Genomic DNA, 14,537 nt, shown 5'->3' on the forward strand with positions numbered 1-14,537 from the left:
GCACGGTCTTCCTCCCCGGCCGCCGGCCTCGACCAGCCGATGCGGCGCGCAGGCTCAAGATGCAGATATGGCGACGAAATTTCTTGTCGATGTTTTTGGCTGGCGCGCAATTTGCGAATGGTTGGCGCGACTTAGGCGCAAGAGGCAGCAAGATTGGCTGTCACAGCCTCCAATTACCGACGCTGGCGCTGCCCCTCACCTGCCTGCCGGCGTCTTCTCCCCGTATAGTGACGGGGAGAGGGGCGCTGTCGCCAACGGCTTCGCCAATAGCCAGCGCTGCAAGAAGGGAGCCTGCACTGCGGCCAGCCCCTTCTCCCCATCACTGTACGGGGAGAAGTGCCCGGCAGGGCAATGAGCGGCAGCGCCGACTTTTCGACATTAGCAGGCGAAGGCTCATGCGATCGTTTTGATGTGAACCGAAATGCTCGCGGTATCCGCCACGTGAACTCAACCCATTCGAAACGCTGGTTCCCCCACCCCGCCCCATGCTAACTCACCCCACATGGCACAGAAGAAAGGATACGAGGTCGATTCGTGGCTGGCGCGGCCCGATCCCGCCATGGGAATCGTCCTGCTTTACGGTCCAGACCGCGGCCTTGTCGCCGAGCGGGCGAAAGCCTTCGCCGCCAAAACCGGCCTGCCGCTGGACGACCCGTTTTCGGTGGTCAAGCTCGACGGCGCCGAAGTCGACCGCGACGAGGGCCGGCTGCTTGACGAGGCGCGCACTGTGCCGATGTTTTCCGACCGGCGGCTGCTTTGGGTGCGCAATGCCAGCGGCCAGAAGGCGCTGGCCGACGACATCAAGACTCTGACGAGTGAACCGGCGAAGGATGCGATCATCCTCATCGAGGCAGGCGACCTGAAGAAAGGCACGGGCCTCAGGGCCATCGTCGAGGCCGCCGGCAACGCGATCGCTCTGCCCTGCTACGCCGACGAGGCCCGCGACCTCGATACGGTGATCGACGACGAATTGCGCAAGGCCGGCATGTCGATGACGCTGGACGCCCGCCAGGCGCTGCGCCGCAATCTCGGCGGCGACCGTCTCGCCTCGCGCGGCGAGATCGAGAAGCTGGTGCTCTATGCGCTCGGCCAGAAGGAAATCGACGTCGACGACGTCAATGCATTGTCGGGGGATGTCTCCGGCGCATCCTTCGACGCCGCGGTCGACGCCATGCTGGACGGCAGGGTCGGCGACTTCGACATCGCCTTCAACCGCCACTGCCAATCCGGCGGCCACCCTTTCCTGGTGCTGTCCTCGGCGATGCGGCAGTTGCAGGCGGTCCAGGTGATGCGCGGCCAGATGGAGAGCGGCGGCCGCAACGCCGCCTCGGTTGTCGCCGGCGCCCGCCCGCCCGTCTTCTTCTCGCGCCGCAAGCTGGTGGAAAAGACCCTGGAGCGCTGGAACGTCGAGGCGCTTGGCCGTGCACTCGGCCGGTTGCAGACCGCGGTGCTGCAGACGCGCAAGCGGCCGGACCTGTCGGAGGCGCTGGCCAGGCAGGCGCTGCTGGGGATCGCGATCGAGAGCGCGCGGCTGGGGCAGCGCGGCTGATCTGCCCCCTTGGAAGATGTCCGGCAGGACAGGGGGTGCTCCTCCCTTCCTCCCCGGGAATCTCGTCGCAAGGGAAGATTTGCAGCTCCCAGTATCCTCGCCGCGCGCCCGCGCAAACAAAAAAGGGCCAGCGTAACGCCAGCCCGTTCGTTGTTTATCACCGATATATCAGTTATATCCAGCGTTCAGCCAAAACCTCAGCAACCGCCAAATACCGTGTTGCGCCAGCCGCCTACCGCTCGTCCTTCAGCCGCCGGCAGAGTTCGTCGAGCTGCTCGAGCGAGCGGTAATCGACGCGCAGCGTGCCGCCCTTGGCCTTGTGCTCGATGCTGACGATCATGCCGAGTGTGTCGGTCATCAGCTTCTCCAGCGCCAGCGTGTCGGGGTCCTTCTCGGGCGCGCCCGGGGCGGACTTCGCCTTGGCCGGCGTCGGTCCGGCGGGCATCTGCGCCAGCGCTTCGGCCTGGCGCACGGAAAGCCCTTCCTTGACGATGCGCTTGGCAAGCCCGGCCGGATCCTCGGCGGTGACCAGCGTGCGGGCATGGCCTGCCGACAGGTCGCCGTCGACCAGCATCGAGTGGATGACGGGGGGCAGCTTCAGCAGACGCAGCGTGTTGGCGACATGGCTGCGGCTCTTGCCGATCACTTGGCCGAGATCGGCCTGGGTGTAGCCATGCTCGTCGATGAGTTGCTGGTAGCCTTGCGCCTCCTCGACCGCATTGAGGTCGGCGCGCTGCACGTTCTCGATGATCGCCAGTTCCAGCGCTGTGCGGTCGTTGACGTCGCGCACGATCAGCGGAATCTCGGTCAGGCCGGCGCGCTGCGCCGCCCGCCAGCGCCGCTCGCCGGCGATGATCTCGTAGCGGCCGGGCTGCGAAGGCGAGGGGCGGGCCACCACCGGCTGCACAACGCCATGCTCGCGGATCGATTGGGCAAGGTCGGTGAGCTCGGCATCGCCGAAATGCCGGCGCGGGTTCTTCGGGTTCGGGCTGACGAATTCGATCGGCACCTTCCCGTCGGCCGTCACCGCAGCGCTGGGCTTTTCCGGCGCCGCCGGACGGTCGATTTCGCCGATCAGCGCCGCCAGGCCACGGCCCAGTCTTTTTCTTGATTGGTCTTCGCTCATTATAGCATCCAGATCGTTTCGGAATCGAATTGGCCGATTAACCAAAGCTGGCGGTTGCCGGCGCTCAGGCGGCGCGCAGCTTGCGCTCGCGGCGGATCACTTCGGAGGCGAGCTGCAGATAGGCCTGGCTGCCCGAGCATTTCAGGTCATAGAGGATCGCCGGCTTGCCGTAAGACGGCGCCTCGGAAACGCGCACATTGCGCGGGATGATCGTGTCATAGACCTTATCGCCCATATGGGTGCGCACATCCTGCACCACCTGGTTGGCGAGATTGTTTCGCCCGTCATACATGGTGAGCACGATGCCTTGGATGGTAAGGTCCGGGTTGATCGTGTAGCGGACCTGCTCCACCGTTTCCAGCAACTGGCTGAGGCCTTCGAGCGCGAAGAACTCGCATTGCAGCGGAACGAGAACGGAATCGGCTGCGGCCATTGAATTCAAAGTCAAAAGATTGAGTGAGGGCGGACAGTCGATCAGCACATAGCCGAACGGCGCCGACCGCTCGGCCGCTGCGCGCAGCGCATTGCGCAGCCTGAGCACGCGGTCGGGCGCCGAGGCGATCTCCATCTCGATGCCGAGCAGGTCGAGCGTCGAGGGCACGATGGACAGGCCCGGCACCGCCGTCGGCACGGCGGCTGCTTCGAGCTCGAGCTCGCCGGTCAGCACGTCGTAGGACGAGACGGTACGGTCCTTGCGGTCGATGCCGAGCCCGGTGCTGGCATTGCCCTGCGGATCGAGGTCGACGATCAGCACGCGCTCGCCGATCGCGGCCAGCGCCGTCGCCAGATTGATGGCTGTCGTCGTCTTGCCGACGCCCCCCTTCTGGTTGGCGACAGTGATGATACGGGGTGCTGTACTCATGGGCCTATGCCAGTAATTCATTGCTGTTTCGCCGGGCGCAAGTCGGTGATTTCCAGGATGACGCCATGTGGGTCGGTCATGCTCGAATGTTCTACCAGATTGAAGGCCCAGCGGTGAGTGCTTTCTTCCACTTCGGCCCGGTAATCCCGGCCTTTATGGAAAAGCGCGCGCGCCCCTTTGCTCAGCCAGGGCGCGGCCAGGTCGAGCAGGTCCGGGAGCGCCGCCAACGCCCGCGCCGTAACGATTTCCGGTGCGGAAACAAGCCCATAGCTACCGTCGATACGCTTGGCCAGAACGCGGGCCGGCAAATCGAACTGGCCGATGACCGACTGCAGGAACGACGCTTTCTTGCGGTTGCTCTCGATAAGATCGATCGATGCGCCGGGACGCTCTCTAAGCAGGAAGCCGAGCACCAATCCGGGAAATCCGCCGCCCGAGCCGAGATCGACCCAGCGGGTCGCAATGGGCGCGAGCGGCGCCAGTTGCGCGCTGTCCAGGATATGCCGGCGCCAGACATCGTCCAGCGTCGATGGCGCCGCCAGATTGATGCTGCGGTTCCATTTCAGGAACAGCTGTTCGAAGGCCTGCAGGCGCTCGAATGTTTCACGTGAAACCGGACCCGCTGCTTTCTGCAGGCCCGCCCATGCATTTGCGCTCACGCCACGGACCTCCGCGCGACAAGCTCGGCATTGCGGACATGCGCGACGATGATAGCCAGCGCCGCCGGCGTCATGCCTTCCATGCGCTGCGCATCGGCGATCGAACGCGGCCGGCGCGTCTTCATCTTCTGCTTCAGCTCGTTGGAGAGGCCCGGCACATCGGAGAAGTCGATCCCCTCCGAGATTAGCCGCGATTCCTCATGCCTGATCTGCGCGACATCGGCTTTCTGGCGGTCGAGGTAAACCGAATATTTCGCCTCCGTTTCGAGCCGGTCGGTGGTCTTGGCGTCAAGCGCGGCAAAGCGCGGCTCGACACGGGCGAGCCAGGCCATGTCGACGCCCGGATGCGCCAAAAGCTCGTAGGCCGAACGGCGCACGCCGTCCCGGTTGATTTCCAGCCCGAGGCGCGCCGCCTCGTTAGGCGTCCAGGTGACCGACTTGGCCAAGGCACGGGCCCCGTCGAGCTTCCGCGCCATGCTGCCAAAACGCTGCAGCCGCTCCGACGACGCGATGCCGAGCTTTTCCGCGAGCGGCGTCAGCCGGTCGTCGGCATTGTCGGCGCGCAGCGAAAGCCGGAACTCGGCGCGCGAGGTGAACATCCGGTACGGTTCGGCGATGCCCCGGCTGGTGAGGTCGTCCACCATCACGCCGATATAGGCCTCGGTGCGGCTGAGCACGACTTCGTCACCGCCGGCTGCCTTGCGCGCCGCGTTGAGCCCGGCGAGCAGGCCTTGCGCGCCCGCCTCTTCATAACCGGTCGTGCCATTGATCTGGCCGGCCAGGAACAGGCCGGCGACGCGCTTCGTCTCCAACGTCGTCTTCAGCTCGCGTGGGTCGACATGGTCATATTCGATGGCGTAGCCCGGCTGCAGCATGGTCGCCTTTTCGAGCCCGGGAATGGTCTTGAGGATCTCGAGCTGCACATCCTCCGGCAGCGAGGTCGAGATGCCGTTCGGATAGACGGTGTGGTCGTCGAGACCTTCCGGCTCAAGGAATATCTGATGGCCTTCGCGGTCGCCGAACTTGACGATCTTGTCTTCGATTGACGGGCAATAGCGCGGCCCGACCCCTTCAATCGAGCCGGAATACATCGCCGAGCGGCCGAGATTGGCACGGATCAGCTCATGCGTCGCCGGCATGGTCCGGGTGATGCCGCAATGGATTTGCGGGTTGGCGATCGCGTCGGTCAGCAGCGAAAACGGCACCGGATCCTCGTCGGCCGCTTGGGCGTCCAGCGAGCTCCAGTCGATGGTGCGGCCGTCGAGGCGAGGGGGCGTTCCGGTCTTCAGGCGGCCGAGCTTGAAACCCGCGCGCCCCATGGTCGCCGACAGGCCGTGGCTTGCCTGCTCGTTCATGCGCCCGGCGACGATCTTCCTTTCGCCGATATGGATCAGACCGCGCAGAAAGGTGCCGGTGGTCAGCACGACGGCGCCGCAGGCCAAGCGGCGGTCGCCTGATATCTGCACGGCCGCCACCCGTCCTTCCACGATTTCAAAGTTGAGAACTTCGCCTTCGATCACGTCGAGATCGTTCTGCTGCCGAATCGCTTCCTGCATGGCCAAGCGATAAAGCTTGCGGTCGGCCTGGGTGCGCGGCCCTCGCACGGCAGGGCCCTTGCGGCGGTTGAGCAGGCGGAACTGTATGCCGGCGGCATCGGCGATGCGGCCCATCAGCCCATCCATGGCGTCGATCTCCCGCACGAGATGGCCCTTGCCGAGACCGCCGATCGCCGGGTTGCAGGACATGACGCCGATCGTGTCGAAACGCAGCGTCACCAGCGCGGTCTTGGCGCCGGCGCGCGCGGCCGCGCTTGCCGCCTCGCATCCAGCATGGCCGCCGCCCACCACCACCACATCATAGTGATCGGTCATTTTCCAAGAATCCGCTTTCAGAGATGGATTGACACATGTCCCCGACGGCGGCCGGTGTCAAGGAGAGGGTGAACTCGTTTCACGTGAAACAATGAACGGTAGCTTTGGCATCCCCAGCGGGACAATGAGAAGCCGGCGGACAGCGCCCTCCTCTGTCCTGCCGGGCATCTCCCCCACCTGGGGGGATTGGCAGCTCCGCCGAAGGCGCCATCTCGGCTGACACAGTTCCAAGCCCCTTTCACAGCGCCGGCGGTGTTTCACGTGAATCATTGCGGGGTAGCGCCCCCAGCCGTGTTTCACGTGAATCACTTCCCAATGCAGAACTGCGAAAAGATGACGTCGAGCAAATCCTCGACATCGACCGCGCCGACGATCCGGCCAAGACGCTCAGCCGCCAGCCGCAGCTCCTCGGCGCGCAGCTCCGGGCTGCGTCTCGACAGCGCCGCCCGCAAGAAACCCGTCGCCTCCCCAAGCAATTCGACATGGCGCAGCCTGGATGGCAGGACATCGCTCGCCTCGCCAACCGCGGCGGCGGCTCGGGACCCGATCTCGGTCAGCAAGAGATCAAGGCCGCTGCCGTCCCTGGAGGAAATCACCAGATCGTAAGCACCGACGCCGATATCGGCGATATCCGACTTGGTTCCGATTCTCAGCAGCGGGACTCCGCTTGGGACATCGCCGACAGAAACCGGGTCGGCCATATCCTCCAGCATCAGGACCAGATCCGCCTCCTTCGCTTTGGCGCGCGCCCGCTCGATCCCGATCGACTCGACCTTGCCTGCAGCCTCACGCAGCCCAGCCGTGTCGACAAGCCGGACCCTCAGCCCCTTGAGGTCCATGACCACCTCGAGCAGATCGCGGGTCGTGCCCGGCTCATCGGTGACGATCGCGGCCTCGCGCTTCGCCAAGGCGTTGAACAGGCTGGATTTCCCGGCATTCGGTGCACCGAGGATCACCACCTCGAAACCATCGCGGATGATCTCCGCGGCCTTAAACCCTTCGATGTGCCGTTCGATTTCGCCGACCATCGCCGACAAGTCCGACCAGACCGCCTCCGAAACGGAACCCGGCACATCCTCTTCATCGGCGAAATCGATCTCCGCCTCAATCATGGCCCGCGCGTGGATCAGCCGCCGGCGCCAGCCTGAGTACAGTTCGCTCTGCGCGCCCTCGGCATTGTGCACCGCAAAGCGGCGCTGCGCCTCTGTTTCGGCATTGACCAAGTCGGCCAGCGCCTCCGTCTCGACCAGATCCAGCCGGCCGTTGAGGAAGGCGCGACGGGTGAATTCCCCCGGTTCGGCGTGCCTGACCCCTTCGAAGCTGGTGATCGTCTCCAGCATCTTGGCCGCGACGGCGCGGCTGCCGTGGACTTGGAACTCGGCGACGTCCTCGCCGGTGAAGCTGCCGGGGCCGGGGAAGAACAGCACCAGCCCATGGTCGATCGTCGACCCATCCGCCGCCCTGAGCGTCCGCAAATTGGTAAACCGATCCTTAATCGGCCCGGCGATCGTTTCGATCACGAATCGAGTCATCGGACCGGACATGCGGATAACCGCGATGCCGGCGGGCAGGCGGCCGCTGGAAAGCGCTGCGATCGAATCCTTCGAAGCCATTGGCGAAATCATTTGCCGGACCTGCCGAACCGCCTAGATTAGAAGATAGAGCATGTCGGCCGCTTCACACCTTTCGGCACCATGCTCCCCAGTTGCCCCATCAAACCCGACTGCCGAGGCCGCCAACGTGACCTTGCCCGCGCGAAACCTGCTTGCCAACGAAGCCAGCCCCTATCTGCGGCAGCACAGCGACAATCCCGTCCATTGGCGCGGCTGGTCGCCGGCCGCCCTTGCCGAAGCCAAGGAGCTGGGCCGGCCGATCCTGCTCTCCATCGGCTACGCCGCCTGCCACTGGTGCCATGTCATGGCCCATGAAAGCTTCGAGAACGACGCCGTGGCGGCCGTCATGAACCGGCTCTACGTGAATATCAAGGTGGATCGCGAGGAGCGGCCGGACATCGACCAGATCTATATGGCCGCGCTCCATGCCATGGGCGAGCAGGGTGGCTGGCCGCTGACCATGTTTCTCACGCCCGACGGCAAGCCCTTCTGGGGCGGCACTTATTTTCCGCGCGAGGCTCGTTATGGCAGGCCGGGTTTCATCCAGGTCCTGGAAGCGGTCGACAAGGCTTGGCGCGAAAAGCAGCAGAGCCTTGCCGAGAGCGCCGACGGGTTGACCGCCCATGTCGAGCAGCGATTGGCCGGTGCAAAAGGCAAGGCGGTGCTCGATCGCGACACGCTCGCCGATCTCGCCGGCCGCATCGACGGCATGATCGACCGTGACCTCGGCGGCTTGAAGGGCGCGCCGAAATTTCCCAACGCGCCCTTCATGCACACGCTTTGGCTGTCCTGGTTGCGCGACGGCCAGGCCGCGCATCGCGACGCCGTGCTCGCCAGCCTCGAAAAAATGCTTGCCGGCGGCATTTACGATCATGTCGGCGGCGGCCTCAGCCGCTATTCGACCGACGCCGAATGGCTGGTGCCGCATTTCGAGAAGATGCTCTACGACAACGCCCAGCTGATCCGCCTGTGCAATTGGGCACATGCAGCCACCGGAAACGACTTGTTCCGGGTCCGAATCGAAGAGACTGTCGCTTGGCTGCTGCGCGAGATGCGGGTCGAAGGCGGCGCCTTCGCCGCCAGCCTCGACGCGGACAGTGATGGCGAGGAGGGGCTTTTCTACACCTGGAGCCGCGAGGAAGTCGAAGCCGCGCTTGGCGGCGATGCCTCGACCTTCTTCGACTATTTCGAGCTCGCCGCGCCACATGGCTGGGAAGGCAAGCCGATCATCCGCCAGACCGAAGCACAGCAAAGCCTCGCCGACTATGCTCGGCTCGCTTCCTTGAAAGCGAAGCTCCTGGCTGTTCGCGAACAACGCGTCAGGCCAGGCCGCGACGGCAAGGCGCTCACCGACTGGAACGGGCTGATGATTGCGGCACTCGCCGAGGCGGGCCGTTCGCTTGAGCGCCCAGATTGGATCGAGGCTGCAGCCAAGGCGTTCGGCCATATCGTCGAGGCCGGTCAAGATGGCCGCCTGCCGCATTCCATGCTCGGCGCGAAAAAACTCTTCCCGGCGCTGTCCAGCGACTATGCCGCCATGACCAACGCGGCGATCGCGCTGTTCGAGGCAACCGGCGATTCGGCCTATTCCGATCGCGCCCGACAGTTGATCGGCGAACTCGACCGCCGGCACCTGGACGGCGACGAGACCGGCTACTGGCTGACGGCGTCGGACAGCGGCGACGTTCCGATCCGCATCCGCGGCGACGTCGATGAAGCAATCCCCTCGGCGACGAGCCAGATTATCGAAGCGCTGGTGCGGCTTTCTTCGCTCACCGGCGATCTCGATCTCTGGGAGAAAGCCTGGACGACCGCCGAGCATGCCATGGGCCGCACGTCCCAGCAGGCCTACGGCCAGGCCGGCATCGTCAACGCCTGTGTCCTGGCGCTTGAGCCCTTGAAGCTCGTCATCATAGACAAGCCAGAGTCCTCAAGCCTTGTTCCGGTTGCGAATCGGAATCCAGATCCGCGCAGGGTCGATATCGTCGTGCCGATCGGTACGGAAGCGAATCGATCTTTGTTGCCAGGCGGCGTTCTGCCGCCGACGGATAAGCTAGGCGCCTGGTTCTGCAGCGGGCAGGTGTGCCTGCCGGCGGTGACGGATGCGGAGGAGTTGGAAAGATTGTTGCGGCGATAGCACCGAGACGGATGAGGGGTGTTCCAGCGGAGTGAGACGCTGGCTTTCCCTGGAGCACCCCTCATCCGTCGCCTTCGGCGACACCTTCCCCAAAGGGGGAAGGTGAGGCGGGCCCATCACGTATTCATCGAATCGAAGAAGTCCGCGTTGGTCTTGGTCTGCTTGAGCTTGTCGATGAGGAACTCGATCGCGTCGGTCGTTCCCATCGGCGCCAGGATGCGGCGCAGCACGAAGATCTTCTGCAGGTCCGCGCGCGGCACAAGCAGGTCTTCCTTGCGGGTGCCGGACTTGAGGATGTCCATCGCCGGGTAGATACGCTTGTCGGCCACCTTGCGGTCAAGCTGGATTTCGCAGTTGCCGGTGCCCTTGAACTCTTCGAAGATGACTTCGTCCATGCGGCTGCCGGTGTCGATCAGCGCGGTGGCGATGATGGTGAGCGAACCGCCTTCCTCGATGTTGCGGGCGGCACCGAAGAAGCGCTTCGGGCGCTGCAGCGCGTTGGCGTCGACACCGCCGGTCAGCACCTTGCCCGATGATGGCACCACGGTGTTATAGGCGCGGCCGAGGCGGGTGATCGAGTCAAGAAGGATGACGACGTCGCGCCCATGTTCGACTAGGCGCTTGGCCTTCTCGATCACCATTTCGGCGACCTGCACGTGGCGCGCCGCCGGCTCATCGAAGGTCGAAGAAATCACCTCGCCCTTCACCGAGCGCTGCATGTCGGTCACTTCTTCCGGACGCTCGTCGATCAGAAGCACGATCAGATAGCATTCCGGATGGTTGGCGGTGATCGAATGGGCGATGTTCTGCATCAGCACCGTCTTGCCGGTGCGCGGCTGCGCGTTGATCAGCGCGCGCTGTCCTTTGCCGATCGGCGCGACAAGGTCGATCACGCGCGGCGAGATATCCTTCGAGGTCGGATTGTCGACCTCCATCTTCAGCCGCTTGGTCGGATAGAGCGGCGTCAGATTGTCGAAGTGGATTTTGTGCCGGATCTTTTCCGGATCGTCGAAATTGATGGTGTTGACCTTGAGCAGCGCGAAATAGCGCTCGCCCTCTTTCGGGCTGCGGATCGGTCCTTCGACGGTGTCGCCGGTCTTGAGCGAAAACCGCCTGATCTGCGACGGCGAGATATAGATGTCGTCGGGACCCGGCAGGTAGTTGGCGTTGGCAGAGCGCAGGAACCCGAAACCATCCTGCAGCACCTCGACGACGCCGTCGCCGATGATCTCGATATCCTGGGCGGCGAGCTTCTTCAGGATCGCGAACATCAGCTCCTGCTTTCGCATGACGCTGGCGTTCTCCACCTCGAGCGATTCGGCATAAGCGATCAGCTCTGGCGGCTTCTTGTTCTTGAACTCTGCGAGTTTCATTTCTTGCATTAGATAGACTCTGGGTAGGCTTTTGGGAGGAAAATCGGCTTGGATGCGACAAATGCCGGGCGCGGCCGAAAGCGAGTGAAAGGGGCGGCGCATGACGGGAAGGAAGACCCGTCTTTTATCGTCGGTCGCCTGAAAGAGCAAGCCGCCTTTTGCGGATCCTGGCGGGTCGGAGGAAGCTAAAGCGCGGTCCCGAACCGGAGGTCAACGTAAGCAAAAACGGAGACCGGTTCCCGGAGAAAACCACGCTCCTGATCTAGAACGGCTTCACGACGACCAGGATGACGATGACGATCATCAACAATGTGGGGATCTCGTTGACGATCCGCCAGTGCCTCGCCGGTTTTTCGTTCTTGTCCCCGGCGAATTTCCTGACTGCGGCGGCGAGATAACCATGCAGGGCCGACAGAACGAGCACCAGCGCGATCTTGGCGTGCAGCCAGCCGCCCTGGAATGCAAAGCCTTTCCAGGCCAGCCAAAGCCCGAACACCCAGGTCACGATCATTGCCGGGTTGATGATTCCCCTGAGCAACCGTCGCTCCATAACCTTGAAGGTCTCGGACTGCACCGAACCTTTCTCCGCATCGACGTGATAGACGAAGAGCCGCGGCAGATAGAGCATGCCGGCCATCCAGGAAATGACCGCGATCACATGGATCGCCTTCGCCCAGGGATAGAAGCCGTCGCCAGCGACGAAATAGAGCAGCGCCGTCAGCGCGATGAGCACGGCAATGCCGATCACCATGCGCTTCATCGCCTGGCCAGTGCTGTTCTCGTTGCTCATCGCTGGCTCCTCACCATTTTCACCATCGCCTCGACATGCGCCACCGGCGTCTCCGGCGTGATGCCGTGACCAAGATTGAAGATCAGCGGCCCACCACTCAAAGTCTTCAAAATGGCATCGACGCCGTCGGCCAGCGCCTTGCCGCCGGCCACCAGGCGCAGCGGATCGAGATTGCCTTGCACCGCGCCGTCGCGCTGCAAGTCCTTCGCCATAGACAAAGGCACGGTCCAGTCGAGGCCGAGGCCGGCAATGCCAGTCTTCTTCCTGTAGTCGCGATAGCGCTCGCCGGCGCCCTTGGGAAAACCGATCACCGGCACATCGGGATGCGCCGCCTTTACCTGCCGCACCATCTCCGCCACCGGCTCGACGCAGAAAGCCTCGAAAGACGGTTCGTCCAGCACGCCCGACCAGGAATCGAAAATCTGCACCGCATCGGCGCCGGCTTCGATCTGGCGGATGAGATAGGCGGCCGAATGGTCGGCCAGCGTCTTCAATAGCCTCGCGAAGGCCTCGGGCTCGCGATAGGCGAAAAGCCGGGCAGGGCCCTGGTCGGGCGTGCCATGCCCGGCGATCATATAGGTCGCCACCGTCCAGGGCGCGCCGCAGAAGCCGAGCAGCGTCGTTTCCTCGGGCAGCTTGGCCCGCAGCCGGCGCACGGTCTCGTAGACCGGTTCGAGATTCACGTGAAACACATCGCCGTTCAACGCCGGGATCTCGGCGGCCGATATCGGCTTGAGGACTGGCCCGCGGCCCTCCTCGAAACGCACGTCCCTTCCCAAGGCATTGGGCACGACAAGAATGTCGGAGAACAGGATCGAAGCGTCGAAGCCGAAGCGTTCGATCGGCTGCAGCGTCACCTCGACGGCGAGATCCGGGTCGTAGCAGAGATCGAGGAAAGATCCGGCCCGCCTCCTTGTCTCCCTATACTCAGGAAGATAGCGGCCCGCCTGGCGCATCATCCAGAGCGGCGGCGGTGAAACCGTCTCGCCCTTGAGGACGTCGAGCACGATCCGTTTCCCAGCCATCCAGCGTCCGCCTCTCTACAGCGCCGCGCGTCCTAAGATGCGCAAAGGACGCTGTAGCACTTTCATCTAGCGCATGATCCTTTCCGAACCTCTGGTTCGGGTCATGTGCGGTCTCTTAAATCAAATATCTATTTTAAAAGAGTCTTCTGATTCTAAGAGTCTGTTGGTTATGATGGTTGCGACCTGTCCAGCCTGCGGCCCGAAAAGGCCAGTCAGCATATTGTCGCGTGCTCGCTTTCGCAATTTGGAGGGCTCTGGGGACGAAGCGGATTCAGGCTTTGGAGTCAAAAGCTTGGGCTTTCCGTCCCGAACCGTGTGCTGTGGATGAAATCGGCCAAGAAAAGTTGATCCCCGGTTTTGTCCCCAGCGCCGCGGCAAAGCCTACAGCGGGTCGAATTGTGGACAAGCGGCCATCTGATACACTCGCTTCTTTACCCAAGGCCTGCCCATCCGGCCTTGTCCACAATTGCCCACAGCCTGGACCCACCCCTTGTGAACAAACCTCAGAGCTTCTTCCATCTGCACCTGATCTCCGACGCCACCGGCGAAACGCTGCTGGCGGCCGGCCGCGCGGCGTCCGCGCAATACAAGGACGCGCGCGCCATCGAGCATATCTATCCGCTGATCCGCACCGAGAAGCAGGTCGCCAAGGTCTTCGAGGACATCGAGGAAGAGCCCGGCATCATCCTCTATACGGTCGTCGACCAGAAGCTCGCCCGCTCGATCGACGAGCGCTGCGCGGCGATGGGCCTGCCTTGCGTCTCGGTGCTGGAGCCGGTGCTCACCGTCTTCCAGTCCTATCTCGGCACGCCGGCCGGCCGCCGTGTCGGCGCCCAGCACGTGCTCGACGCCGAATATTTCCGCCGCATCGATGCGCTGAACTTCACCATGGAGCACGATGACGGCCAGCTGCCGGCAAATATGGACGATGCCGACATCGTGCTGATCGGCATCTCGCGCACCTCGAAGACGCCGACCAGCATCTATCTCGCCAATCGCGGCATCAAGACCGCCAACATCCCGATCGTGCTCGGCGTGCCACTGCCCGAAAGCCTGATCGCCGCCAAGACCCCCTTGGTCGTCGGCCTGGTAGCCACGGCCGAACGGATCTCGCATGTGCGGCAGAACCGCATCCTCGGCAACAGCGCCGCCTTCGTGCCGACCGACTATGTCGACCGCGCCGCCATCAACGAGGAGCTCGCCTATGCGCGCCAGCTCTGTACCAGGCATGGCTGGCCGATGATCGATGTCAGCCGCCGCTCCATCGAGGAAACGGCGGCGGCCATCGTTGCCCTGCGGGGAAAGACGAGATAACGGACACCAAGCCGGATGAAGGTGGACCTGCCACCGCCGCCGAGTAGATCGAAAAGTCACGACGGATCGCATGCCTTGGAGATTGGCAAAAAATTCCATCGCTTCGTCATCCTAGGTCTCCGCTGCGTCGCCCCGCTCCTGCTCCGCCCTAGGGTGACGAAGTTCGTAAGGGCTTCGCCTTCAACGTGCCAACAGCGTGAAGGAACCATGAGGTAGTA

At 63.6% G+C, this 14,537-nt stretch carries 11 protein-coding genes; 3 read left to right on the forward strand and 8 right to left on the reverse strand.

Annotation, left to right across the window (positions count from 1 at the left end):
• The first annotated feature begins 502 nt into the window (after positions 1-502).
• Positions 503-1,549 carry a DNA polymerase III subunit delta gene (gene holA, locus FJW06_RS13175; RefSeq protein WP_140752288.1) on the forward strand — a complete coding sequence of 349 codons (1,047 nt, stop codon included), beginning with the start codon at positions 503-505 and terminating at the stop codon, positions 1,547-1,549.
• 232 nt (positions 1,550-1,781) lie between these two features.
• Here holA and FJW06_RS13180 read toward each other — a convergent pair whose 3' ends face one another.
• The 5 genes from FJW06_RS13180 to mnmE all read right to left on the reverse strand — a co-directional run bounded on the left by FJW06_RS13180 (position 1,782) and on the right by mnmE (position 7,680).
• The gene (locus tag FJW06_RS13180; RefSeq protein WP_140752290.1) at positions 1,782-2,675 is read right to left on the reverse strand and encodes a ParB/RepB/Spo0J family partition protein; all 894 of its coding nucleotides are present in this window, start codon (positions 2,673-2,675) and stop codon (positions 1,782-1,784) included.
• 64 nt (positions 2,676-2,739) lie between these two features.
• The gene (locus FJW06_RS13185) at positions 2,740-3,537 is read right to left on the reverse strand and encodes a ParA family protein (RefSeq protein ID WP_140752292.1); all 798 of its coding nucleotides are present in this window, start codon (positions 3,535-3,537) and stop codon (positions 2,740-2,742) included.
• 17 nt (positions 3,538-3,554) lie between these two features.
• Positions 3,555-4,196: a 16S rRNA (guanine(527)-N(7))-methyltransferase RsmG gene (rsmG, locus tag FJW06_RS13190; protein ID WP_140752294.1), complete on the reverse strand. Its 642-nt coding sequence runs from the start codon at positions 4,194-4,196 to the stop codon at positions 3,555-3,557.
• On the reverse strand, positions 4,193-6,067 hold the full coding sequence (mnmG, locus tag FJW06_RS13195) for a tRNA uridine-5-carboxymethylaminomethyl(34) synthesis enzyme MnmG (protein WP_140752296.1): 1,875 nt from the start codon (positions 6,065-6,067) through the stop codon (positions 4,193-4,195). Before mnmG ends, rsmG begins: the two co-directional genes overlap by 4 nt.
• A gap of 305 nt (positions 6,068-6,372) precedes the next feature.
• The gene (gene mnmE / locus FJW06_RS13200) at positions 6,373-7,680 is read right to left on the reverse strand and encodes a tRNA uridine-5-carboxymethylaminomethyl(34) synthesis GTPase MnmE (protein ID WP_140752298.1); all 1,308 of its coding nucleotides are present in this window, start codon (positions 7,678-7,680) and stop codon (positions 6,373-6,375) included.
• Positions 7,681-7,807: 127 nt separating this feature from the next.
• Here mnmE and FJW06_RS13205 point away from each other — a divergent pair, with 127 nt between their 5' ends.
• The gene (locus FJW06_RS13205; RefSeq protein WP_140752300.1) at positions 7,808-9,817 is read left to right on the forward strand and encodes a thioredoxin domain-containing protein; all 2,010 of its coding nucleotides are present in this window, start codon (positions 7,808-7,810) and stop codon (positions 9,815-9,817) included.
• Positions 9,818-9,933: 116 nt separating this feature from the next.
• Here FJW06_RS13205 and rho read toward each other — a convergent pair whose 3' ends face one another.
• The 3 genes from rho to hemE form a co-directional block, all read right to left on the reverse strand.
• Positions 9,934-11,199: a transcription termination factor Rho gene (rho, locus tag FJW06_RS13210; protein WP_127230347.1), complete on the reverse strand. Its 1,266-nt coding sequence runs from the start codon at positions 11,197-11,199 to the stop codon at positions 9,934-9,936.
• Positions 11,200-11,452: 253 nt separating this feature from the next.
• Positions 11,453-11,980 carry a protoporphyrinogen oxidase HemJ gene (gene hemJ / locus FJW06_RS13215; RefSeq protein ID WP_140752302.1) on the reverse strand — a complete coding sequence of 176 codons (528 nt, stop codon included), beginning with the start codon at positions 11,978-11,980 and terminating at the stop codon, positions 11,453-11,455.
• Positions 11,977-13,005 (reverse strand): uroporphyrinogen decarboxylase, encoded by a 1,029-nt coding sequence (gene hemE / locus FJW06_RS13220; RefSeq protein WP_140752304.1) that lies wholly within the window; start codon positions 13,003-13,005, stop codon positions 11,977-11,979. The genes hemJ and hemE overlap by 4 nt, the downstream gene beginning before the upstream one ends.
• Before the next feature lie 492 nt (positions 13,006-13,497).
• Here hemE and FJW06_RS13225 point away from each other — a divergent pair, with 492 nt between their 5' ends.
• A complete protein-coding gene (locus FJW06_RS13225) occupies positions 13,498-14,319 on the forward strand; it encodes a pyruvate, water dikinase regulatory protein (protein ID WP_140752306.1) in 822 nt (273 codons plus the stop codon).
• Positions 14,320-14,537: the final 218 nt, after the last annotated feature.

The organism is Mesorhizobium sp. B4-1-3 (genome assembly GCF_006439355.1).
Lineage (GTDB): Bacteria > Pseudomonadota > Alphaproteobacteria > Rhizobiales > Rhizobiaceae > Mesorhizobium.